The 23,135-nt window shown below is 57.7% G+C and carries 17 protein-coding genes; 5 read left to right on the forward strand and 12 right to left on the reverse strand.

Annotated elements, in window-relative coordinates:
• Positions 1 to 426: 426 nt before the first annotated feature.
• Positions 427 to 1,326: an alpha/beta fold hydrolase gene (locus tag SB765_RS03825; protein WP_410931057.1), complete on the forward strand. Its 900-nt coding sequence runs from the start codon at positions 427 to 429 to the stop codon at positions 1,324 to 1,326.
• Positions 1,327 to 1,554: 228 nt separating this feature from the next.
• On the opposite strand, the gene SB765_RS03830 is transcribed toward SB765_RS03825, so the two are convergent.
• Positions 1,555 to 2,124: a TetR/AcrR family transcriptional regulator gene (locus SB765_RS03830; RefSeq protein ID WP_410930957.1), complete on the reverse strand. Its 570-nt coding sequence runs from the start codon at positions 2,122 to 2,124 to the stop codon at positions 1,555 to 1,557.
• Positions 2,125 to 2,398: 274 nt separating this feature from the next.
• Between SB765_RS03830 and SB765_RS03835 the strand changes: the two genes are divergently transcribed.
• Positions 2,399 to 3,421, forward strand: a complete 1,023-nt coding sequence (locus SB765_RS03835) for a hypothetical protein (protein ID WP_410910279.1) — start codon at positions 2,399 to 2,401, stop codon at positions 3,419 to 3,421.
• 76 nt (positions 3,422 to 3,497) lie between these two features.
• On the opposite strand, the gene SB765_RS03840 is transcribed toward SB765_RS03835, so the two are convergent.
• Positions 3,498 to 4,556, reverse strand: coding sequence for a hypothetical protein (locus SB765_RS03840; protein WP_341798570.1), 1,059 nt, complete (start codon positions 4,554 to 4,556; stop codon positions 3,498 to 3,500).
• Positions 4,557 to 4,800: 244 nt separating this feature from the next.
• Here SB765_RS03840 and SB765_RS03845 point away from each other — a divergent pair, with 244 nt between their 5' ends.
• Entirely contained in the window at positions 4,801 to 5,727 is a 927-nt protein-coding gene (locus SB765_RS03845) for a FadR/GntR family transcriptional regulator (RefSeq protein WP_410930958.1), read from the forward strand.
• Between the two features lie 169 nt (positions 5,728 to 5,896).
• Entirely contained in the window at positions 5,897 to 6,736 is an 840-nt protein-coding gene (locus tag SB765_RS03850) for an oxidoreductase (protein WP_341798568.1), read from the forward strand.
• A 264-nt stretch (positions 6,737 to 7,000) separates the two neighbouring features.
• On the opposite strand, the gene car is transcribed toward SB765_RS03850, so the two are convergent.
• The 4 genes from car to SB765_RS03870 all read right to left on the reverse strand — a co-directional run bounded on the left by car (position 7,001) and on the right by SB765_RS03870 (position 15,531).
• The gene (gene car / locus SB765_RS03855) at positions 7,001 to 10,522 is read right to left on the reverse strand and encodes a carboxylic acid reductase (RefSeq protein WP_410930959.1); all 3,522 of its coding nucleotides are present in this window, start codon (positions 10,520 to 10,522) and stop codon (positions 7,001 to 7,003) included.
• A gap of 223 nt (positions 10,523 to 10,745) precedes the next feature.
• Positions 10,746 to 12,116, reverse strand: coding sequence for a DUF1329 domain-containing protein (locus SB765_RS03860; protein ID WP_341798566.1), 1,371 nt, complete (start codon positions 12,114 to 12,116; stop codon positions 10,746 to 10,748).
• 653 nt (positions 12,117 to 12,769) lie between these two features.
• Positions 12,770 to 14,176, reverse strand: a complete 1,407-nt coding sequence (locus SB765_RS03865) for an acyl-CoA reductase (RefSeq protein ID WP_410910276.1) — start codon at positions 14,174 to 14,176, stop codon at positions 12,770 to 12,772.
• A complete protein-coding gene (locus tag SB765_RS03870) occupies positions 14,173 to 15,531 on the reverse strand; it encodes a hypothetical protein (RefSeq protein WP_410930960.1) in 1,359 nt (452 codons plus the stop codon). Before SB765_RS03870 ends, SB765_RS03865 begins: the two co-directional genes overlap by 4 nt.
• A 198-nt stretch (positions 15,532 to 15,729) precedes the next feature.
• Here SB765_RS03870 and SB765_RS03875 point away from each other — a divergent pair, with 198 nt between their 5' ends.
• Positions 15,730 to 16,548, forward strand: a complete 819-nt coding sequence (locus SB765_RS03875) for a metalloregulator ArsR/SmtB family transcription factor (protein WP_410930961.1) — start codon at positions 15,730 to 15,732, stop codon at positions 16,546 to 16,548.
• A 26-nt stretch (positions 16,549 to 16,574) separates the two neighbouring features.
• On the opposite strand, the gene SB765_RS03880 is transcribed toward SB765_RS03875, so the two are convergent.
• The 6 genes from SB765_RS03880 to SB765_RS03905 all read right to left on the reverse strand — a co-directional run bounded on the left by SB765_RS03880 (position 16,575) and on the right by SB765_RS03905 (position 23,128).
• The gene (locus SB765_RS03880) at positions 16,575 to 17,552 is read right to left on the reverse strand and encodes an NAD(P)H-dependent flavin oxidoreductase (RefSeq protein WP_341798877.1); all 978 of its coding nucleotides are present in this window, start codon (positions 17,550 to 17,552) and stop codon (positions 16,575 to 16,577) included.
• Positions 17,553 to 17,637: 85 nt separating this feature from the next.
• Positions 17,638 to 18,612, reverse strand: coding sequence for an NAD(P)H-dependent flavin oxidoreductase (locus SB765_RS03885; RefSeq protein ID WP_410930962.1), 975 nt, complete (start codon positions 18,610 to 18,612; stop codon positions 17,638 to 17,640).
• Positions 18,613 to 18,711: 99 nt separating this feature from the next.
• Positions 18,712 to 20,208 (reverse strand): aldehyde dehydrogenase family protein, encoded by a 1,497-nt coding sequence (locus SB765_RS03890; RefSeq protein ID WP_410930963.1) that lies wholly within the window; start codon positions 20,206 to 20,208, stop codon positions 18,712 to 18,714.
• An 80-nt stretch (positions 20,209 to 20,288) separates the two neighbouring features.
• A complete protein-coding gene (locus SB765_RS03895; RefSeq protein WP_341798560.1) occupies positions 20,289 to 21,116 on the reverse strand; it encodes an SDR family NAD(P)-dependent oxidoreductase in 828 nt (275 codons plus the stop codon).
• Positions 21,117 to 21,227: 111 nt separating this feature from the next.
• Entirely contained in the window at positions 21,228 to 22,235 is a 1,008-nt protein-coding gene (locus SB765_RS03900) for a phytanoyl-CoA dioxygenase family protein (protein WP_341798559.1), read from the reverse strand.
• Positions 22,236 to 22,378: 143 nt separating this feature from the next.
• Complete coding sequence (locus SB765_RS03905; protein ID WP_410910271.1) at positions 22,379 to 23,128, reverse strand: SDR family NAD(P)-dependent oxidoreductase; 750 nt, start codon at positions 23,126 to 23,128, stop codon at positions 22,379 to 22,381.
• Between the last annotated feature and the right edge of the window lie 7 nt (positions 23,129 to 23,135).

The raw sequence follows: 23,135 nt of genomic DNA on the forward strand, positions 1-23,135 counted from the left end.
ATCAGCCACCCTCCGCATACGGCGGGCGTTGCCACCCTCAGTCATCAGCGTCCTGGCGCGTTGACACGCAAACTCGCTGTATTTACATTAACGAACAGTGTTCATGATGACGCATGGCGACGGGGTCGACCCTCATACAAATCACGAAACCAAGGCCGCAACCACAGGCCCATTGGGCAGCTGAGGATGTGGGGTTCTTGCGACGATGCTGGGCTACTACCTCAATCTCGTCTAAACCGCTGAACGGCCTGCCTACGCTGGACCGTCAGTGGCGATCCGGATCGGAGGCAGCGACGGAGCACTGCTCGTGCTCGGGCGGCAGAAGGACATATTGATTCGCGCCGGCGTCACGTTAACCCGCCGAGGTCGAACGGCGAAGAAGATATCGTGGCCATCACGGCAACAGACCCAGGAGACAGCGTGCACATGCATCAAAAACCAGGCGCACCTCAATACGTTGCCCCACCCGAGTGGCTTTTGCGCGCTGTCTCAGCCCCGAGCATATCCCACTTTGTCCAACACCCGGATGTACGCCTGCACTATCGCAGCTGGAACGCCAGCGACGCCAACAAGCCCGTACTGCTTTTCGCCCACGGTTATCGGGCTAACAGCCACTGGTGGGACTTCATCGCTCCCTATTTCATCGATCATTACCGGGTTTTCGCGATGGACTTTTCGGGCATGGGTGAAAGCGGCCCGCGAGCGCAGTACTCCCCAGAAGCCTTCACTGAAGATCTGACCGTCATCCTGGAGACCGACCTTGGCCCGGCTACAGTTATTGCCCACAGTTACGGCGGCCTGCGCACACTGCGTGCATGCGCCGATCGTCCGGATCTGATCCGGCATGCGATTATCCTCGACAGCCGGGTGCGCTTTCTGGACGTGGACAGCGGTCAGACTATCTCGACCCCTTCGCCAAGAAGCGGGAGCACCCAGCTGCACCCCAGCTACGAGGCCATTCGCCAACGCTACCGCGTGCTCCCGGAACAACCGCTCCCCCTCTACGATCTGTTCGAGCACGTTGCCTTTCACTCCATTGAAGAGGTTGAGGGAGGCTGGCGCTGGCGCGCCGATTCCGCGCTGCCCTACACCCTTGTCGAGTGCGACGGCAGTGCGTTACTCGGACGCATCGACGTGCCGGTGGACTACGTGTACGGCGAAGGAAGCAGCGTTGTAGAGCCTTGGCGCGCCGAGAGAATCGCCTCGCTTCTGCGTTATTCTCGGGGCGCGATCTGTATTCCCCAGGGCCACCACCATCTAATGCTCGATCAACCGCTTACGCTGGTCGCGGTATTACGCGCCCTGCTGATCAATCGGCCAACGTGACTGGCAGCCAAAAGTGCGCTTGCTACCTGCCATTCGTACACAGCGGTGAGTGAATTTTCCAGCATGAGCTAGAGCGTGTGCCGTTGGTGGTCCTGACGAATATCGATCTGAAGGGACGTTAGTAAACCCTGTAAATCCTGAGCAGCCTTTTAAATCGCCCAGGAAAAGGTGTCGTGCCTTCTACCTTCATTTCAAAGGCGCGCTCTACCCGTGCAAATGCCAACTTCATCATGTCGTCGAAATTCGAGCCCCAGCGGTGATGAAGTCAACCACTCGGTCAACGTCTGGAACCTGTTGCTTCCCGTCCCTTAGCCGCTCTCGAATGGGGGCGAGCACCAGCAACGAATAAAACGCCTGTGCGGAAATTGCCGACTCCTTGGCCCCCGCCTCTGAGAGCAAGGTCTGAACGATGGAGGTAGCTCGCTCATATCCGGCCCTGTGCAGCGAATCAAGCAGTTCGGGGAAGCGCTGGGCGGTCGTCGCCATGCTCCGATCCAAGGATAAGGTGTCCGGATTAACAGCCTGCTCTACGAAGACATGACCCAACATTTGTAACCGTGCACGCAAACTCAAGCTAGGGTTGCTTGCAAATCGCTCCAGCACCGCCTCTACCGCGGCGAAGCTACGAGCGGTATGGTCGGCTACCACCGCCGCAAACAGCAGCTCTTTCTTGGGGTAGCGTAGATAAAGCGTCCGCTTGGACACGCGAGCCTCCATCGCAATGGCGTCCATGGTTGTCAGATCGTATCCGCTGGCGACGAAAAGCCGACAAGCAATATCGAGCAGATGCTGCTCCATGCGCGGAGCATCCGCTCGCGATGGGCGGCCTCTGCGCGGCTTGTGAAGCTGCTCGGATGCTGTTGCTGCGTGGCCAGAAATAGGCTCGTTAGTCTGCTTCATGTACAAGTAACCCTTGATAAAGATACAGCCTCGTACCATTATGGTCCGAGCCGCGGCCCGCTTGCTCGCTTCGAACGGCCTTGGTGAATCCTGCGATTAGTCTCTGCGGTGCACCTGTCAATCACTGATCCCGACACCACTGCAGGGTTTCACATAAGGGAGAATACTGCACATGTCCACTCTGCAATGGCCTCAACGAGGTAACTTCGGGTACAAGGCACTTGTCGGGCCTCATTTATATGAGCCCGAACGATTGATTGAAACCCGGGGTTATTTTGGTCTTGGTTGGGAAGGCGCGCTGCACTATGGGACGCTGCGAGACAACGAAGGTCATCTGTATTCCCTCACCCGGCGCTTCTGCGATACGAGCAAGGGAGGGCGTGACACTCTGATCATCCAGTCAACGCGCAATGCTGAGGGATGCTTGCATTTCGATACCCCGCTATTCCGAGGCGCCGCCTCAGGCAAGAATGTCGTCAGCGGCGTTGAGAACGGTATCGCATTTCGTCGTAGCCCAGCCGACGCTGATGGCGCCGCCTATGAGATCGTCTACGGCTCGGACACCCTGCAGTGGCGCGAGCAGGGTGTAATGGAACTTGACGGTATACTCTGTGGCCCGGGCCTGCATTGGTATTTGCCGCAGACTGACTCCGGCATCTATTACGCTTCTGCCATGTTCCAGGTCAGCGGTAAGCTGGCAGGTCGGGATGTTCGAGGCTTCGTCTGCGCCGACACGGTGTTCATGCGCGAAGACGCGATGTTGTATGGCAAAGGCGATCCAATGGCCGGCGACCATACACACGTCACTTGGTACACGTGGGGAACGCGCTATAAGGATGGCTCATTTGAAGGAGGCCACTTTAGCGCCGGACATGACCGATGGGGTTTCGCACTGATAACCACGGACCAACAGGTAGTCACCACCTGCACCGATGTCGAAGCCATCGTAAAGTCTGGCCCCGATCGAAACTTCCCAGAGGCCATTTATCTGCGCGCCGCGGACTCGCTATGGGAATTCATCCCTGATCCGAAAGGGCGCATGCCTGATTTTCTTGGGAAATCTCAGCCATCCACCCCGCAGAACGAAGGCCGCTGGCGCCGAGTAGGCGACACCAGGGAACCAGAGACTTACTGGGCTTGGGGCGAAACCAGTCCGCTTACCGGCACAGAGCGCAAACTCCGATTCAGACTCTGAAACACCTGAAAGGTCAGGGCGAATTCTTCGCCTTGACCTTCTACATCAGCTGAGAGTGGGTCCCGGGTCCAAGACATTAGTATTTCTTGAAGTCGACACCAATTCGCTCGCCAAGATCAATGAAGCGGTTGACCGGTTGATGGCCGTTTTCTGGCGCTGCCTCTCCCCAGGCAAACCAAACATCCGGCTCGCGAGTATCCCCGACTCGACGCCAGCGACCATCTACCTGCGGATTCTTCAGTGTGCCCAACCCCACCAAGCGGCCCTTGGGGTCAGGAATGAATTCCCATTCTTCACCAAACGCGCTGTAGCGGATGCCTTCTTGCCAATAACCATTGGCGCCGAAATCCACTTTGCCGGTGACATCGTAGGTGAAGCGAACTTCACCTCGTTCGTTGGTGAGAATGGCGAATCCAAACTGATCATTACCCAGCGTGAAGTGGCCGGCATCAATACTGCCGTCTTTGTAACGGGTGGCCCACGTGTACCAGACCAACTCGAGCTTTTCCTGCACCAAGGCGTCCTTGGTCTTGTAGATCTCGCCGCCCTCATACATGTAGATGGGATCAAATCCGATCATCCCGCGCACTTTTTTACCCAGGATGGTCCCTTCCATTTCAAAAATATTGGCTACGTAGTACATGCCTGCGTCGGCGCCGGGGAGGTACCAGTGCATGCCCGGCTTGACGAGCGTCCCGCGTATGTCCATGACCCCCTCTTCTTGCCAGCTGCAGTCTTCTGGACTCCAGGTAACGTGAAATGGGTTGCCAGCCATATCAGGATCACTTCGCCAGTGAACATGATCGGTCTCGAGCGTCCGGCGGCAGTTGTCGTTGGGTACAGAGTCGCGGCCAGCAGGATGCATGTGCATACCATCTTCATGACCTGCTGTGGTCAGCAGATAAAAACGTCGGCGCGAGTCTTTTGCGTCTCCAGGCAGGCCAGCAGGGATGCGGCGCATGGCGGTATAAATTTCACCGTCCTCGTCGCGGAACGTCCCCCACAGATAAAGGGCTTCCGGTGGCATACCGAAATAGGCGCGATTGGACATCATGTCCTCAAGGGTGGGCTCAAAGGCGCTCACGAGAGGCTGCCAGCCAAATCCGCCGCGACGAGGGCGAGTTAGGTTCACCATATAGATTTTCCTTTTTGTTTGTGAGGTCTCGATTCCGGGCCTCTGGGGCTTGTGGCAAGATTAAAGGCACCTATTTTTTGACGCAAAGCCTTTTAAACCGTGGCTAAATGCGCCGAGGTTAATTTCAATGCAATGGCTTGCACGCTTGGGGCCTTGCCATTGATGTATAACGGTTTTTGAGTAGGCAGACTCATGAATGCATACTAAAAATATTTATCGTTACATGTAACGTGAGGGTATTCACTTGCCAAAATCAACTGCAGAGCGTGTTGCTAGCTTTCGTGCGCGAAAGAAATCTGAAGGATTTACCACTGTGTCCTTGCTGATACCCACGCAAGACGCCGAAATGTTTGCGGAGCTCGCAGCTCAGCGACGCAAGCAGCGAAGCGAGCAGCCTGAGAGCGAATTCTCATCGCGTCAGTGGCTGGCAGCTGTGGCACTGCATGCCCGAGCACAGAGCGCGGACGGGGAACAAGCAGCTAAGGGGCTAAGGCAAGGGTTGAGCCAGGCTGAAGCACTTGTTGGCGAAATCATGAAGCGTATCTATCAACTCGGATGGCCCGTAGGACTGCCCTTGGGGTCACAGTCGGACTTGATGCAAGAATACAAGGTCAGTCGCGCTGTTTTACGACAGGCAATACGTTTACTTGAGCATGATTCCATAGCAACGGTCCAACGAGGCGCAGGCGGCGGCCTGGTGGTAGCTAGGCCCGACCTGCAGGCCACCACACGTGCTATCAAAGTTTATTTGGAGTACGCGAAAATTGGCCCAGGTGAGATTTTGGCTACGCGGCAGACCCTGGAGGCCGCCACGGTAAATCTAGTGGTTGCACGTTTGAATCACGAAGGGGAGCTGCGCCTGAGGGAGCAAATTGCAGCTGAGGAGGCGTTGGATGGTCGAGCGGGCGCTGATGAGCTTTTGCAGTTTCATTTCTTACTCGGTGAATTGTGTGGCGATGCGGCCTTGCGCCTGTTCACCTCCGTGGTCTTGCAATTAGCGGATGCGCATTCGACTTTCCATTTTCGCTCTTTGCATGACCGAAATGCGGTGGTTAAACGGGTTAAACGTCTGCATGCACGAATCGCTGAGGCACTTATCGCACGCGACAAAGAACAGGCATTGGCCTTAATGGATCACTATATCGGCGGTATCAAAGCTTGGTTGACCTGAGCCGGTGCGAGTGATGACGCTGATTTCATACGTCTGGTTGTTCGCGATTTTGCTAAGGCTCAAGCTCCGCAGCTCTGAATTTTTCAGATGGGTATTGTGAATGGTGTTCACAAATGCGTATGTTAGAGAATCAAGCCCGCAATATCCATAAAAGAGAAGGAGCTTTAGCATGTCTTCGATTCGAAAGTGGTTGATTACTGGCGTATCAAGTGGTCTTGGAGAGGCGTTGGCCAAGGCCGTACTGGCGCGTGGCGATGTGGTCATTGGTACGCTGCGACAGCCTGGGCAAATGCAGGCATTCGAAGCCCTCGCTCCTGGGCGCGCCCATGCGCTGGAATTGGACCTGCGCGATTATGCACGGGTGGTGGAGCGCATCACCGAGATAGCGCAGCAGCATGGAGGGGTCGACGTTCTCGTGAACAACGCCGGCTACGGTCTTGCCGGTGCTCTGGAGGAAGTCAGCGAGCGCGAAGCGCGTGAGCAGATGGAGACGAATTTTTTTGGCGCCCTGGCGGCAACTCAAGCGGTGCTGCCATCGATGCGGTCAAAACGCTGGGGGCATGTAGTTAACATCACCTCCATGGCCGGTTTCATGGGAATTCCCGGCATGCCAATTTATAGCGCTTCCAAGTTCGCCCTTGAAGGGCTCGGGGCCGCCCTCGCCGCCGAAGCAGGGCCGCTAGGGATTCGCGTTACCAATGTCGAGCCAGGCGCCCTACGCACCCGATGGGCTTCTGGCGACGCCATCGTACGCTCGGAGCGGGTGATCGACGATTACCAGCGTACGGCCGGTGCAGTGCGCGGCGGGCTGGCGAAACTGGATGGTCGTCAAGACGGTGACCCTGCCAAGGCGGCACTGGCGATTCTGGCCGCAGTCGACGCAGAACACCCGCCCTTGCATCTGCCGGTTCATCCCAGCGCTTTCAGTACCTACAAATCGATCCTGCAGGCTACTAGCGACCAGCTGGATACCTGGCGCGAAGTGAGCGAAAACATCCTATACGACTGATTGCCCAGGGTCCTTGTAATCAAGCGCCTCTACCACGGCCATCACCGTGCCGTGGTGGAGCGTTATTGGTGCAAAGCGCCGCAGCCTTGACTCAGTGGTACATGCCGAATTGACCCCGCACTCTCCTGAGCCGCGCCAAGCTTGCTTGAAGCTGCGCCGCGATAATTCAATGGATGTCGGCGCGTTCCGGGAACGCGCCGCCTCCGCTTTCAATCAATGGTCTTTAGCTCTGCGCCCGTACTGTAGGGCACCTGTCGAAGTTGCCTATACCAGCCCCAAGTGTTTGAGATCCGCAAGATATTTGCCAATGAACGCAGCTGAAAGATGAGGAATATCTCCACCCGGGCCGACGCCGAACTTGTGCACGTCTCGCTGGAACTGCGTCGCTGATACCCAAGCGCCAGCCGTGCGCGGCATCGGCTTGCGCAACTGGTGTAACAGCGGCAGGAAAGACTGTTGCCGCTGCTTCTCCGGCAGGCCACGCAGCACAGTCTCGAAGCGCGTGAACCAGTCATCGTAATTATCAATACGCTGAATCGGATACCCAGCGCTTGTTGCCCAGTCGACAAACGTGTCCATCGAAATGCCGTCTTCGTGAGGATTGATCACGTGATAAGTTTGGTAGCCATCGCCTGCCTCGGCGCCCAGCACAGTGATAGCCTTGGCGGTGAAGTCCACCGGCAGGCCGTCGTAATGAGGCTCATCTGTACCCTGCGCGTAGAACGAACGTGGCGCTAAGCCGGTGCGAACTACACTGGACAACCAACGGGTGAACATGTCGGAGGCATTGAGCTGCCCGTGATAAACGCTGTGCGCCAGGATCATGTCCGATCTGAACACCACCACCGGTAAGCCAAAGCGCTCGTGGGCGTCGCGCAGCAGTACTTCGCCGGCCCACTTGCTGTTTGCGTAGCCGTCGGCATATCTCTCAGTCTCGAGGGGGCGCACTGGGCTGGCCTCGCGGACGTCGGCTTCCTCATCAATGACACCGCCGGGGATCGCTGCGGCCGCTACGGTGGAGACATAGTGAATCGGCTTCACGCGCTTGCTCAATGCCAGCCTTATCAGTTCGGCGGTGCCCGCAACGTTGGGGCCGAATAGTTGCGCATACGGCAGCACATGATTGACAAAGGCAGCAGGATGGACGATGACGTCCACTGTCTCTGCTAGCGACTGCCAATCACTGGCGCTCAGACCCAAATCCGGCTCGCCCAGATCGCCAGGGAGTACGTATAGGTATTTGTCGGCGAGGGTCTCAAAGTGCTGCTTGAGCTGCGCGTCGCCGCTCTCAAACGCTTCAGCAATGCGTTGGCGCGCTGAGTCGGCATCTCGCCCACGGGCGATGCAAATGACCTGGCCGCCAACCGCCGCCATGCGCTCCAGCCACTCCAGGCAGAGAAAATGCCCCAGATAGCCGTTCGCGCCGGTGACCAGCACCGTACGCGGCTCCCTGGACGGTGGCGTTGCATGGGACGCTTCTTTCAGTGTCCTGGCATCGAAGAAGTTATCAAGAACCAGGTCGCTGGCGCGAATCTCGGTGGCACCGCGACCGTGAACAGAAGCGAAGGTCGGGTGTTGGAACGTCTCGTCCAGGGCACGTTCTATGTACTGCGCCACCTGCCGCAGGTTGCCCGTCGGATGGTTGATCACGCTGGCAGGTACTTCGACTTCGTAGATGTCTTCCAGCAATACAGAGCAGGAGAGCGCAGACAAAGAGTCACCACCTAGCTCTGTAAAGCTCGCTTGGGTTTGCGGGTCGAGCACTTCCATGCCCAGCGTCGCCTGCACGGCACGCACAATCGTCTCAAAGATCGGTGCACTGCGGCCCTCACGGCGCAGCGCTTGAAGTTTGTCAGCCTGACGGGTCGCAATGTCATCATAGAGCTGCTCCAGACGGGCGGCGTAGCGCTCCTTGAACTTGGGGCGCTGGTATTTGCCGATGCCAGTCAGCAGGCCGTTTTCAACGCTGAACGGTGTATGTTCTAACAGGAAGTCCCTCGGCACCTCGTAGGCGTTGAGCTGCTCGTCGCGAGCAACCTTCTTGACCGCTTCGCGCAGCGCAGCCTTGAGCGCAGCTTCGTCGTTGATGCCCATATCCCGAGCCGTCTGCTCGTTCGCCACTAAAACGCCTAGCAGGAACGAGCGCTCGCTGGTGCCATAGAGATACACCTGGCGAATCAGTGGGTGACCGTTGGTGAACACTGCCTCCAACCTCGCGATGGCGACGAACTCGCCCTGGGACAGCTTGATGACGTTGTTGCGGCGGTCGAGGTACACGAGCTCATCCACCGCCGTTTCTGCCATGATATCGCCAGTTTTGTAGTAACCGTCTTCGTCGAAGACTGAGTTGGTCACTTCAGGCCGCTGATAATACCCCAGCATCATGGAGTGAGTCTTGATCAGTAACTCGCCACGGGGATGTGGCTTGTCGGTGGTGAAATAGCCAAGTTCCGGGACGTCGATGAGTTTGTAGTCGATGATCGGTGGTCGCAGTAAACGGTTATTACGCGAAACGCCGGAAACTTCGGTAGCCCCATAGAACTCGTCCATCCGAAAGCCCAGACAGTTTTCCATGAAGAGGCGTAATTCGGGGGCTAGCGGTGCGGAACCGAAACTGCCGCTGAGCAGGCGTCCGCCGAGCAGGACATTTCGAATTTCACCCATCAGTTGGTCTCGCAGGGTCTCGGTCTCATTGCACCCGGCACTGCGGCGCTCCAGCTGAGTCTGATAGTGTTGATAGACCATCTCGCAGATCCGCGGCACGATGGCCATGACAGTTGGCCGCACACGCTGGATGTCATTGAACAACTCAGAAAGGTCGCTCTTCGCAGTGAAATAGCAGGTACCACCACTGCCTAGTGTACTGAATACGCCACTTCGGCCAAATGAGTGGTTCATCGGCATGTAGTGCATATAAATGAGAGGAATAGGAGCATTCAGACGCCAGTTAGGTATCAGCATCGATTCCGGATACATGGCGCCTTTGGGCAGGCCAGTACTTCCTGAGGTGTAGTACAGCGTGGATAAGCGGTTGCCTGTTGCTTGTTCTGCGAATAGCTGTGGCACGGGGAGTTTCGTGCCCATGTCGCAGGCGTCCTCCAGTGTCAGCACCAGATCCTTCAGGCCGGCCGCCGATAGCTCGGCCTGGGCGGCGGCCAATGCTTCGCGGTGGTCATCTATCTGCTCATCGTAGTCCAATAGCAGCACGCCTAACGGGCGATGGCCCTGCAGTACCAGCTGCACTGTATTGTGCAGGCATTCCAGGCTGGTGGCGAACCAGCGCGGCTGCACTTCCTTGACGATCTCAGTCAGTTGACTCAAAGGGGCATTGGTCTGTAAGGGGACGACCACGACGCCGTTATGAATGGCCGCCAGGTCGACGGTGACGAACTCGCTCCCGGCAAACGCGATAATGCAGAGGAAATCATTAGCCCCCAGCTGTCGGGCTTCATCCTGCTGCCAGAGACTGGCCAAGGCCTTGGCACGCCTCCAGAGTTCAGCGTACGAGAGGGTTGTGAAGTCTTGCAGCAGACGCTGGCTGACTCGCCCGTTAACCGGGTCGGTGACACGCTCGATACAGCGTTGAGCCAATGCAGGGCGGTCTGAATAGCCCTCCATGCACAGTGCGACCGTTTGCGCCAATCCTAAGGCAGGGTTGAGCTTGGCTTCGTTGACTGGCGTAAGGGGCATGGCCTCGCGCAACTGAGCATCGCCTGTTACCAGTGCCTTGATGTGTTCCGAGAGATTGAGCGGCGCTGATTGTAATTGCGGGTTGGTGGTCTGCATTTCTTTTCCTATGGGTAGGTCGCCCCATTGGCACCTGAGCATGGCCTAAGTGGACTCGCAGTGCGCGAAAGGCATTATCGTTCCTTTATATGAACGCTGTTCAAATATAGTATATGAGCGTCTTCTGAACGGTCGTTCCTCGCCACACAGAGTCTGGCGTCGTCGATTCGCGGCCCATGCTGCCGAACGCCAGCAGCACTTGAGCCTGCTGCTGGCGTATTCATCAGCGCTGGGATTGACGAGCCAGTGACTCTGGGGTGAAGAATTGAACAGGTTGCATATTGGCCTGAGGAAATATCCCGTTGCGTGCGCCGCCGCTGATGCTGCTGTGGTAGTAGACACCGGTAGCGAAATCAAACAACCAGGTCGACGATGCATGCGGAATCTGCTTGTCATACATCTGGTAGGAAGGCATGTAGATGCCCTTGGCGAGTTTGCCGGACGCATCCCAAGCATCCGACATACCAGCAGAGCGAATGTCCTCATCGTAGTAATAGCGGCGCTTGGGCTGAACATGACGCATGCCGGGCTTAAGTGTCGCCTCGACCACATGCACACGATGCAACTCCCAGCGCACGGCTTCCGGATTGGGGTGATTAGGCTTCAGGAGGTCATCAGGCGTGGATGCCGACCAATCGTAGTTGTTGTACGGGATGATCATCTCTTTCTTGCCCACGTACTTGAAATCGTAACGGTCTTGCTTGCCCGAGAATCCGTAGATTTCGTCGTAAAGCATGGCTCCGCCGGAGGTGGAAACCGGGAAGTCGTACTCGGCGTCCGGTGAGCGCCGTACCCGCCGTTGGCCTGGGGAGTAATTCCAAGTAGGGTTTGGTGTTGCGACTGGATTGAGATAGAACCGCTGCAGATTGCCTTCGCCCACGTTACGAGAGGGGGCAGTGTATATGTTCAGCTGGGTCAGGTAGGTGCCGATGGACGCGAACTTCTCTATGTCCAGCGCCTTGTTGTAGTACTGAGAGTCCGCACGGTTGTTGATGCCCCCGGTCAGCACGCGATTGCCTCTGGCATCGACGTACCAACCTTCACCCTTGGTGATGTTGGAGACGCCCTTGAAGTGCAACAAGGCGTTCCAGACGACCTCGTTGCCCGTCTTGGGAATTGGGAACGGTACGCCGCCGAAGCAGCCTTCAACTGCTAAGCCATTCTCGATTGTCTTGCAGCGGGTAGCATTCGCGACGCTGTTTTGGTTCACCCAGTCCGGGTAGTTCGCGGACCGGTGGGTGGGATAAACCGGGACCGTGTAGGTTTCCGGAAAGCGCTTGAGCAGGGCCTTGGTGCTTTCGGAAAGCTTGTCCGCATACTGGTCGACGTTCTTTCCCGTAATGACGTATATCGGCTTCTCATCGGCGAACGGGTTAGCCCAATGCCCGGTATCCGGCTTGAATCCAGCCGGCTTCGTTGAAGTGGAAAGCCCTCCGGTGTAGGCGGGAATTGTCCCGTCCTTGTTACCTGCGACTTCAGCACCCCAGGGAGTCAGTGAGTTACCCAACTCAGCGGCCTCCTGGGGTGATACGGCGGCATGAGCGGCACTGGCTGAAAGAATGGCGATAGCCAGTGTTGGAGTCATTATTTTCATGCGGGAACTCCCGATAGGAACGCAGTTTGGTAATTCGTCGGCTCGGATTGTTCTGCTGTCGGTGGACCTGACCCGTTGCAGGCGGTCGAGCGGGAGTAGGAGAACCAGGCATCTCTCTTTTTCATCTGAATTGCTCTCTGAATTTTTGTTCTTGTTTTCATTCGAGGTGCAGTAGGGATTTTCCTTTTTGTTTTTGAGGCCTCGGTTTCAGGCCGTGAAAACATACAGCAAGGTTAAAGGCACCTATTTTTCGACGCAAAGGCTTTTGTGCTGTCGCTGAATTCGCCAAGCCCTCTGCAGGACAAATAGGCCGCTTAACAGTGAGCATTATCGTTGTTGTGTAAGGGTTTTTAAGGGGTTAACCACTTTTTTGGTGCTGAGCATTTTTTTTGCGTTACATGTAACTAATAGGTGAGAGCCTTTGCCAAAACGACTGCAGAACGCGTTGCCAACTTTAGGGCGAGTTGCGTCTGCGAGCTGATTTGGGCGCTCGACACAGTCAGCTCTAGGCCTCGCGCCACCTGGCGCAGCTTCAAACCTGCGGGTTGCTAAGATCGTCGGCAGGTTTCCTGTTGCTATGTACCCTCACTGAGTTGAGCCGTGTGTGAGGGAGTGACGCCGCGCAGCGGCGTCATGGCTGCGCATGCAGCTGCTCAGCCCTCGTCGTTCACCCAGCGAACGAAGCGCTGCAGAGGATTGAAGCCGTCATGAGGCAAGCCGGCCTCTATGCCGGCCGAGCCGCCGATATTCACCACCCGCTGCGCCCCCGCCCCTGCCAACCGGTCGCGCAGCAGTGCTTTGCGTTGCGCTGGATAGACACCCACCGTCTGGGTGGCGATGTTCACATGGCGTATCGCATCCTGCAGGTCCTGGACCTGCACGACATTGACGATCTTGCCATCAGGGTGGAAGTCAACGGGATCTTGTGAACGGATAACCACGCCTTCCCCACCGTAGCCACCCCACACCCGGTAGGCGGGCTCGAGCATTCGCAAACCGTCGATCTCGTCACGCAGCTCTGCCGGTACTCGCGGTCCGATTGCCGAAGCCATAGGTCGGTCGACATTCATGCGCTGTTGCAACAGCGCGCAATAGCGGTCGACTTGCTCGGTCGTGCCCTCGACAAACTGAAAGCGGCTGGAGGCGCAAGCCTGCTGGTTCATGAGGGTGACATCGAAGGCTGCCTTGTCGGCGACAGCCGCCAGTGTCTCTGGTGAGTCGAACACCTCACGACCAATCATCGAGATCGAGGTTTTGGGATCGAACGACACAAGCTCAAAACCAGGACCTATGTACTTGCTGACACTGCGGATGGCGCTATCCCCGCCCCAAGCGACCACCTTGTCGAAGAACTGCGGCCTGAACAGCGCACGCTCGACCTGCTCATCGCCTCCTCGCCAATACACTGCAGAGAACGAGCGCGTCAGCGGATGCCCAGGTGCCACGCTCGCCATGGCTCGCAAAATAGCTGGCGCTGTGAACAGGTCGTTGGAAGGCAACTTGAGCAGGTGGACGCCTTTGGTCAGGGCTCCCCGTACAACCGTCAATGCAGAAACGCCCGGGGCGTTTCCTGCAACGATATGAATCAACCTGGGTGGAAATGCGCGAATGCGGCTCTGCCGTCCACTGGGGGAATCCTTGATCTCGCGCCAGCCGTCGAGCACATCGGAGCCGCCCAGTTCAGTGCGAATCTGGAATTCCAGGCCCGCCCGATTGAACGGCGCTGAAATATTCTCATAGGAAAACTCCATGATATGCCGCGGCAACGGCCCCGTTTTGAGGGAGTTCTCCAAGGCTTGGGCTACCAGCCCCTCAGGGTCTGCCTTGAGCCACTGGCCGGTCTGCTCCAATACATCAATGATCTCGCTGACTGGCGTCTCGAAGGCCGGGCCAGGCTTATCCCGCTTCCAAACCAGCTGATCGAGGTCAATTCGAGGGGTAGCGAACCGCGCGTGGGCAGGCCCATGCTCCGACTCGGCGCCTAGTACCACATCGCCCTTGATGATGTGGCAAACAGCAACCGCTTCGGCTGCGGGTTGTGCAACTGAGGAAGTGGTCATTCTGCAAGCGCTCCGCGAATGTAGGCATCGAGCGTTCCCGCGCACCCGATATGATCGTCCTGGCCAATCTGGCTAAAACGCGTGATGTTGTCGAGCAAGGTGGGGCCGTGGCGCCCGCAAGGGCAATGGTCAGAGAAGTCGACGGTCACTTTGTCGCCGGTGATCACGCCCCCCCAGCGTCCTTCGAACAGCAGGTCAAGGAATGCAAAGCGGCCTTCGACCCTACCGTTTTCGTCGGCATCTGCTGGCGTCAGCAAGCGCTCCCCCGGCTCATCGGTAATCAACCAGATCAAGCCCGGGGCGCGATGGTAGCGCCCGGCTTCACAGCGGGGCATCAGCTGGGCCATTTCAGTCATGCCATAGGCCGCAGGGCGGATGACGTTGCCGTAGAAGCGTTCCACTTGCTCTTTGTAGTCTTCAGGCAGTGCGACGCCTTTGATACCGCCGCCCGCCTGAATAATGGCCCCAGGGTGGAACTCACCGTCGCCGATACCGCGCTCCCGTGCGCACTGGATAATCATCATGTGCTGGGCCCAAAGGCCACTGACCATGATCGGCTCATGGCGGTGGTCGAGGATTTTTTCGGCAAGCAGGCGCATGGCCGCAGCGCCCTCTTGCGCTTTCACCCGTGCTGACGCTTCAAAAGCCTGGATTTCTTCAGGCAGCGCGGTGCCCTCGGCGATGGCTTTGCGCATTGCAGCAGCACGGCTCACTTCACTGATCAGTAACGGCTCTTCAGTCAAAGCAAACATTGCACCCGGCCGACCCCAATTAACGCGGCCGATCTGCGCCGATTCGATAGCGCTGTTGTATCCCTTGATCGGGCCAAGCCAGAACAAGGCACGATTGGGCTCCGCCTTCGCAAATGGCCAGCCGGTGGCATGCTTGTAATGCAGCGCCTTGTTTTCCTGGTCGCCGGCGGTGTGATTGAGAAATGAGCATTTGCCACTCGAGCCGCTGGTGGCCAATGGGCGGTGGCCGGCTTCATACAGGCGCTCGAGCCATTCATCGACATCGCGCACGCCGTCCACGTTTACATTGCTGACGTCAGCAACCGATAGCGTTTGCAGCCACTGCAGCATGCGGTCCCACCGATTGTTATCGATGAAGGACTGCGGGTAGGACTTGTAAACCGTGTGCGAGAAAAGGAGCGGCACCAGTTGTTCGAGGCTGTCGATGTGGGTGATCCCGGCTTCCTCTGCGCGGTGGCGCAGGAGCGGTATCTGCTCGATGCGCTCTCGGAACAGCTCCTGGGCAGCCTGGATCTGCATGTCATGCACGTTGGCAGGCGGCTGATCGAACGCGCTGTCGGGGTCGAGTATGTGCGACAACAATTGCTTACGTACGGGAGTCATTGCTTACCTCACAGTGTTGTTCTTTTATGTGAACGGCGTTTTGTTTTCCCGTGGAAATTAATATACCGGTTTATTCTCGGCGTCAACTGCACGAAATGCAGCGCTCTAGGGGGTTTTACCTGCAAAACAAATAGCGTTGGCCAGGATCCAAGCGTGCTGTTAGTGTGTGCAAACCACACCCTCGAGGCTTATGCGTAAGTGATTACTAACCAATCTGAGCATCTACAGGCTGTATTTATTGCTCTGGCTGATCCCACCAGGCGCGCATTGCTGGAAATCCTGGCGAAGGCCCCAAGCCATGTGGGCGCATTGGCACAGCAGGTGCCAGTGTCACGTTCAGCGGTCTCGCAGCACCTCAAGGTGCTCAAGGACGCAGGATTGGTGCAACAAGCCAAACGGGGCCAGCAGCGCATTTATGCGGTGATGGATGAATCGCAGGGGGTGCTCAAGGCATTGAGCAATTATGCGCTGTCGCTCGTTGCCCCTGCGCCAGGCGAAACGGACGCGAAGCGTACTCCGCTGGTCATTCAGGAACGAGGCGGGGCACGGACATTGGATTGGGCAGCCGTCAACGACGAGGTCGACGCTCAAACCGTCTCATTGGCTGGACGGTTTTATGTGGCGGGTCACCGTATGGAGCGCCTGCTCGCCCGCACCGCGGCCGCTTACCAGCTGAATGTGGGCGAAGCGATGATCTTGGGCACTTTGAAAAGGCTCGGGAATGACCGTACCTGCACGCCGACCGAATTAGGTCGGCATTCGCTGATATCCGTGACGGGGATCGCGAAGCGCCTGAACCGTCTTGAACAGGCAGGCTTGATTGAGCGTACGAGTGACGAAGAGGATCGTCGCTCGGTACAGGTGCGCTTGACAGCGGCGGGCGCCCGGACCTTCGAGGCGATCAGCCATGAGCAGTTCACTCAGAGCTACGTCGGGTTCAATGCGCTTTCACCGACGCAGCGCGAGGGCCTGGACGATGTATTGGAGAGTTTGCTGGGTACCCTTCCCGACACCTGACAGCAGGCTACGGGAAGGCCAGACTTCTACCGCGCTGCGTAGCGCAACAGCCGCTCATTGATGATCGCACGGGCATCAGCAATGATGGTTTGCACAAGCGTGTCGCAGCTCGGGATGTCGCGAATCAGGCCTACCCCCATCCCGGCAGCGTAGGCGCCATCATCCGCGTCGCCACGCTCCACCGCACTCACCCAGCGCTGGCTGCTCGCCAAGGTCATCAGTTGGTCGTGGTCCGCCCCTGCCCGCTCCAGCTCCAGAATCTGATCGGTCAGCGCATTTTTGAGCACGCGAGTGGAGTCGCCGATGCTGCGGCAGATCAGCGTGGTATCACGCTCCGTCGCCGCCAGATACCGGGCTTTGACTGCTTCGGGCATAGGTGACTCGCGGGCCATCAAAAACCGTGTTCCCATTGCAATCCCTTCTGCACCCAACGCCAACGCTGCCACCAAACCACGGCCGTCGGCGAATCCGCCATTGGCTACCACAGGGATCGTGAGTTGGTCGACCGCTGCGGGGATCAGCACCATATTGGGCACTTGGTCCTCGCCCGGATGACCAGCCGCTTCAAAGCCGGTCAAGCTGACTGCGTCTGCACCGAGCTGCTGTGCTTTCAGGGCAAAACGCACGGCTGTGCATTTATGAAGTACCTTGATGCCGGCTTCCTTGAAAGCGGCAATAAAGTACGCGGGATTGCCACCCGCCGTTTCCACGCATGTCACCCCAGCGTCCAGAATCACTTTGGCGCTGTCCTCAGGCTTGACGCTGAGTTTGGACAGGATCGTAAGGTTGACGCCGAATGGTTTGTCCGTGAGGCTGCGAACCTTCTCGATTTCCTCACGCAAAGCACCAGGTGAAGGGAAGCTGTGCGCGGAAAGAAAGCCAAGCCCGCCGGCGTTCGCTACCGCTGCTACAAGCTCTGCGCGCGAAACGAAGCGCATGCCACCTTGAATCAACGGGTAATCAATACCGAAGAGTTCTGTAATTCTGGTCTTGAACATGGCAATTCCAAGAGATCAGTTCTGAAGTGCAGTGACCCTGAACCGCTTGGCTCGAATGCGCTCAGCACGGTCACTGCCTACGGGTTCCCGCTCACGCCGAAGCAAAGAGGGTTGCTTGAGCCAGCTGCTTGCGGCATTCGCTGATCATGCGCTCGAGCAAGTCTTTGCAGGTGGGAATGTCATTCATCAAACCGATCGCCTGGCTCGCCCAGACCAATCCATCGTTGACGTTACCCGACTCCAGTGTCGCGCGTCCACGCGCGCCCATCACCAAGGGTCGGACATCCTCGAACGTGCAGCCACCCGGCCGACGCTCGATCGCTACCACCTGTTCGGAAATCTCGTTACGGAAGACCCGGCCACTGTTTTTCAACGTGCGGAAAATAACCACCGTGTCACGCTCGCTGCCCTGAACAACCGATTCCTTGATGTTGGAATGGATCGGCGCCTCTTGGGTAAGCATGAACCGGGTACCCATGTTGACCCCCTGGGCGCCCAGTACAAGCGCAGCCGCCAGGCCGTAGCCGTCGGCAATGCCGCCAGATGCAATCACGGGAATAGTCAGGGCTTTGACCGCGGCCGGTATCAGGACCAAGCCACCCACATCATCCTCACCAGGATGCCCAGCGCATTCAAAGCTATCGATGCTGATGATATCGACGCCATTGCGCTGTGCACTCAGGGCATGACGTACCGATGTGCATTTGTGCAGAATTTTGATTCCAGCCGCTTTCAGACGATCAAAAAACTCTTTAGGACAATTACCTGCGGTTTCGACGATCTTCACTCCGCTTTCGATAATGGCCTGCAGGTAGTCAGCGTAGGGTGGTGGGTTGGCTGAAGGGAGTACCGTCAGATTGACCCCAAACGGCTGGTCTGTGAGGCCTCGGCACCGGTCGATCTCGGCGCGCAATGCGTCAGGTGTCGGCTGAGTAAGGGCGGTCAAGATGCCAAGCCCGCCGGCATTGGAAACAGCAGAGGCAAGTACAGCGCGCCCCACCCACATCATGCCCCCTTGTACGATCGGGTAGCGGATGCCAAGCAGCTCGGTAACTGCGGTCTTCATAACGCCCTCTCTCCTGTTGCGGTGGATCACGAATTGTTCTTATATTTGAACGCCATTCAAAATAGCACGCAACCATGGAGTGAACAATGCTCGCGCTCTTCAGCTTGTTGAAATGCTGACACCCACACCTTTGGTACGGATGAACTCATCCAGGCCAGCTTTGCCGCCTTCGCGACCAAATCCGGAATTCCCCAGCCCGCCAAAAGGTGAGCCTGGGTGGAGGGCCGGAGTTGCACGGTTGACATACACAGTCCCCGCATGCAACCGATCAACCAGACGCTGGGCAGTATTGAGGTTGGTGGTCTGGATGTAGGCGGCCAAGCCGTACTCAGTCGCATTGGCCAAGGCTACAGCTTCCTGCTCATCACGAAATTTGAAGGCACATAGCACAGGGCCGAACACTTCCTTTTGAGCAATGGATGCATACGGGTCGGCATCTGCAATCAACGTCGGCGGGATGAAGTTACCCGGCGGACCTGCAGTCACCGCATGATCGAAAAACCGGCCGGCGCCGCTTGCACGCGCGGTGTCGATCATGTCCTGTACCCGCTCCCAGGCAGTGGCATTGATCAAAGGCCCCACGATCACGCTTTGGTCAAGCGGGTCACCGTAAGGTATATGGTCAATGGTGGTTTGAAGCGCATCGATAAAGCGCTCGTAGATCTCCTCATGGATGATCAAGCGGGTAGGCAAAGCGCAGCCTTGGCCACTGTTGGACAACCCAAACGTAGCGCAGTAAGCGGCAGTAGCCGCGACATCCACATCGGGGAACACAACATTCGCCGATTTGCCTCCTAACTCGAACACCAAGGGTTTCAGGGTGTCCGCGGCCGACCGCATGATTGCGCGCGCCGCACCAGGCCCCCCAGTGAATGAGATTTTGTCGACGCCAGGATGACTCACGAGTGCTGCGCCTGCCGCTACTCCTCCTGGCAATACGTTGATGACCCCAGGCGGCACACCTGCTTCAAACGCCAGCTCCGCGAAAAGCTGGGCGCTGAACGGGGTGAACTCAGCCGGTTTGATGACAACGCAATTACCGGCCGCAAGCGCAGGCGGGACCTTCATTGCCAACGACAGTAAAGGCGCATTCCAGGTGATGATATGCCCCACGACACCATAGGGCTCAGGCACTGTGTACTCGAAGTGGCCTCCTCCCGCTGGGCTCCCGGTCACCAAGCCTTCTATCTTGTCGGCCCAGCCGGCGTAGTAGCGCACCCAGTTGATGACACGAGGGGCAATGCCCTCGACCATGGTGCTGATTGGAATGCCGTTTTCGACCACTGCCATCTGTGAAAACCGGTCGATGTTCTGGTCGATCAGGCCTGCGAAACGATCGAGAATCAGCCGGCGATGCGCCGGCTTCGTGAGGCGCCACGCCGGGTATGCGGCGCGGGCAGCAGCCACTGCCATATCCACTTCGTCCCGGCCAGCCAGGGGGATCTCCATCTGAAACTGGCCAGTGGCGGCGTTGCAGTGGCTGAAAGTCCCACCACTCCCTCGCGCGATGGTCCGCTCACCGATCAGTAGATTGACATCAGGCAGTGTCGCGGCAATCGCTGCGTGCGCCGCAGCGTTTGGAGCGATGAATTTCATCGTTGGAATTCCTTTCGCAGTGCCGTTTGTAAATGGCTGTTGATGGCCTACGCGACAGTCTCCTCTACCCCCTGTCAGCGCTATTGCGCGGCGCCAGCCTCGATCAACGCATGGGCAGACAGTGGGCCGATTTCGGTCACCCCGCCGTCTACCGGGAGGTGCACGCCGGTGATGAAGCGCGCCTCATCACTGGCCAGGAAGCGCACGGCCAACGCAACATCCCACCCATCACCCTCGATACCGAGTGGGCCGACATTGCGCCGCTTGACGCGCATCTGTTCGGGTAGAAGCGACATCGCCAGGGGGGTGAGTACATGGCCAGGCGCAACGGTATTGGCCCGAATGCCTTGACGGCCATACAACACCGTCAGCTCGCGTGCCAATGCTGCCATGGCGGCTTTCGAAGGGCCGTAGGCAATACTGCCGTGGGCGCGTATGCCCGCTATCGACGAAATGTTGATGATCGAGCCCCCACCGTTCTGGGTCATCGCAGGCACCGAGTAACGGCTCATCAGCATCGCGCTGGTCAAGTTGATGTTGAGCACACGCGTCCATGCTTCTTCATCGTCCGCCTCCAGAGCGACCGGCGTAGCCACACCAACATTGTTCACCAGCACGTCAAGGCGGCCATAACGGCGCATGGTTTCCTCGACGATTCGGGCACAGTCATCACGCAGGGTGACATTTGCGCTGATAACGAAGGCTTCTGCGCCCATGCTCTCTATCTGATTGAGCGTGTCTTGCGCTCGCTGGGCATCCAGGTCCACAAGGCACACTTTGGCCCCTTCACCGGCGAGGACGACGGCAATTGCCCGACCAATACCAATGCCGTCGCCTTCGGCGCCAGCGCCGGTGACGATTGCGACCTTTCCAGCCATCGTTGCGTTGTAGTTTTTGGGTTGAGGCATGATTCAGCGCTCCAGATACAAGCAGGTATTCAGCCGGCAGCCGAACGCCCCGCCGCAGCGCCCTTCAACAAAGAGCTGTGCGGCGGGGTAGCTAGCCTGCCAGGTAGAGGGTCAGTGGATCGACCGCACCAGTGTCGCGACCAGTCCATCGTCGCTGTTGACTAGCACTGTCTCGCCGATCTGGAATGTTTTCGGGATGTCATCACCCTCGCGCTTCTTCCCGTCGGTCCCGCGCACATAGGTCTGCGGGACGATCGCAAAGCTTTTTTCCTGCTGAGTGCGCTGGTCACGCAGGGTAACCTGGTCGGGCGTAATGCCGAGTACCTTTCCAATCGATGGCACCTTGCCCGAGGCTTCGGTGACGCGGATATCCATGGACATCCGGAAGCGGTCTTTCGACAGATTGGTCAAACCACTGTGGGGGAGATTCAAATCGAAGATCACAATGTCGCCCGGCTCGAAATCAGCCCGTTTCCAGCCTTCAATGGGAATAAGGTTGGCCGGAATAGGGAATGAGGGAGGGTTGGTTACGTCATGCAAGATGGGGCCGCGGTGCGCGCCCTCAACCCAGGCGCAGCCACCGACTTCATCGTCAACAGTATCGATGGGTACCCAGCAGATTTTCATTTCCAGGCCGCGACTGTAAAAGCCGTCCTGATGTGGGTAGATGAACCGGTTCTGGCCTGGATCCTCTACCGGTGGATTGGCTCGGTATTCTGCGATGGGCAGCCAGAACGGATCGTCGCCGAGCAGTTCTTTCATGGTCGCGACGATCTTGGGGTTTTCGGTCAACATACGATGCATGTCGTTGTGGTTGAACTCACCGACGCGCGCGAGCTCGGCGGGGGACACGCTCTTGCCTTCAAAGCTGGCGCCGTTATAACGATTTTCGGTAACGCCAGGATCGATCAGGCCATGGCGCTGCAGATAATCAATCCAGCGCGCACGCATTTCGCCGATAACACCCTTGTCCAGGACCCCTTTGAAGTACCAATAACCATCGCGTTCCCATGCCTGATCGAGCGCTTTCCGGTCGCCGAGCAGGTGATTCGCAGTTTTCAATTGGCCCATTTGCCTGGGCGGGTTCAACGGTACGGTTTGTGCGTTGTTATTGTTCATACACCGTCTTTCCTTCTGACTTGGGTTCAGTCAACGAGGTTGATGATGTCCCATGCTGACCCGGATTTCCGGCCGGCATTAGGGTCGCATTCAACATAATTAGGGGGTGAATTCGACAAGCGTCGTTTAGTTGTATCCATTGATTACGCTCCTGCTGTGCGCCCATCATCGATCACCTGCATGGCACCGGTTATTCCTGCAGCCTCGTCGCTTGCCAGAAACAGCGCCAGGCTTGCTACCTCGTGCGGTTCGATCATGCGGGCGCTGGTTCTGGCTAACAGGCTGGCCATGCTTTCATCGGAAAGCCCCTCAAAAATCGACGTGCGCGTCATGCCCGGACAAATTGCGTTAACGCGAATGCGATGGGCTCGATACTCCAAGGCCGCCGCCCGCGTCATCATCAGCAACGCACCCTTTGATGCCAGATAGGCGATGGAGTTGGAGGTGGCTGAAAATGCACCGACAGAAGCGGTATTGATGATCGAGCCTCCCCCTGAGGCCATCATCAACACCAAGGCGCTTTTCATCATCAAGAACGCACCGCGCTGGTTCACATCGATGACGCGATCCCAATCCTTGAGTGTCACTTCATGCGTTGGCACCCGCTGCGCGGGCCCGATACCGGCGTTATTGGCCAGCACATCGAGCCGGCCATAGCGCGCATGAACATGCGTAAATAATGCCTCGACCGCCGCTGGGTCACTGACATCGCAGGGCCAAGACTCGAAACTGCCCGTGGCGTTATCAGCCGTACCCGAAGGCAGAGGTTCGACGGTATCAAGGTCCACGGCTATCACCCGCGCGCCCTCCTGCACGAACCGTTGCGCCATTGCCCGACCAATACCCGCGCCTGCCCCTGTGACCACCGCTACCTTTCCCGCAATTCGAGCCATGGAAATA

The organism is Pseudomonas sp. SIMBA_067, from assembly GCF_046534675.1.
Classification (GTDB): domain Bacteria; phylum Pseudomonadota; class Gammaproteobacteria; order Pseudomonadales; family Pseudomonadaceae; genus Aquipseudomonas; species Aquipseudomonas putida.

Excerpts from the sequence above, each read along its gene's own strand:
- SB765_RS03825 (WP_410931057.1), top strand. The coding sequence starts at position 427 with ATGCATCAAAAACCAGGCGCACCTCAATACGTTGCCCCACCCGAGTGG.
- SB765_RS03830 (WP_410930957.1), bottom strand. The coding sequence starts at position 2,124 with ATGGAGCAGCATCTGCTCGATATTGCTTGTCGGCTTTTCGTCGCCAGC.
- SB765_RS03835 (WP_410910279.1), top strand. The coding sequence starts at position 2,399 with ATGTCCACTCTGCAATGGCCTCAACGAGGTAACTTCGGGTACAAGGCA.
- SB765_RS03840 (WP_341798570.1), bottom strand. The coding sequence starts at position 4,556 with ATGGTGAACCTAACTCGCCCTCGTCGCGGCGGATTTGGCTGGCAGCCT.
- SB765_RS03850 (WP_341798568.1), top strand. The coding sequence starts at position 5,897 with ATGTCTTCGATTCGAAAGTGGTTGATTACTGGCGTATCAAGTGGTCTT.
- car (WP_410930959.1), bottom strand. The coding sequence starts at position 10,522 with ATGCAGACCACCAACCCGCAATTACAATCAGCGCCGCTCAATCTCTCG.
- SB765_RS03860 (WP_341798566.1), bottom strand. The coding sequence starts at position 12,116 with ATGAAAATAATGACTCCAACACTGGCTATCGCCATTCTTTCAGCCAGT.
- SB765_RS03865 (WP_410910276.1), bottom strand. The coding sequence starts at position 14,176 with ATGACCACTTCCTCAGTTGCACAACCCGCAGCCGAAGCGGTTGCTGTT.
- SB765_RS03870 (WP_410930960.1), bottom strand. The coding sequence starts at position 15,531 with ATGACTCCCGTACGTAAGCAATTGTTGTCGCACATACTCGACCCCGAC.
- SB765_RS03885 (WP_410930962.1), bottom strand. The coding sequence starts at position 18,612 with ATGAAGACCGCAGTTACCGAGCTGCTTGGCATCCGCTACCCGATCGTA.
- SB765_RS03890 (WP_410930963.1), bottom strand. The coding sequence starts at position 20,208 with ATGAAATTCATCGCTCCAAACGCTGCGGCGCACGCAGCGATTGCCGCG.
- SB765_RS03895 (WP_341798560.1), bottom strand. The coding sequence starts at position 21,116 with ATGCCTCAACCCAAAAACTACAACGCAACGATGGCTGGAAAGGTCGCA.
- SB765_RS03900 (WP_341798559.1), bottom strand. The coding sequence starts at position 22,235 with ATGAACAATAACAACGCACAAACCGTACCGTTGAACCCGCCCAGGCAA.
- SB765_RS03905 (WP_410910271.1), bottom strand. The coding sequence starts at position 23,128 with ATGGCTCGAATTGCGGGAAAGGTAGCGGTGGTCACAGGGGCAGGCGCG.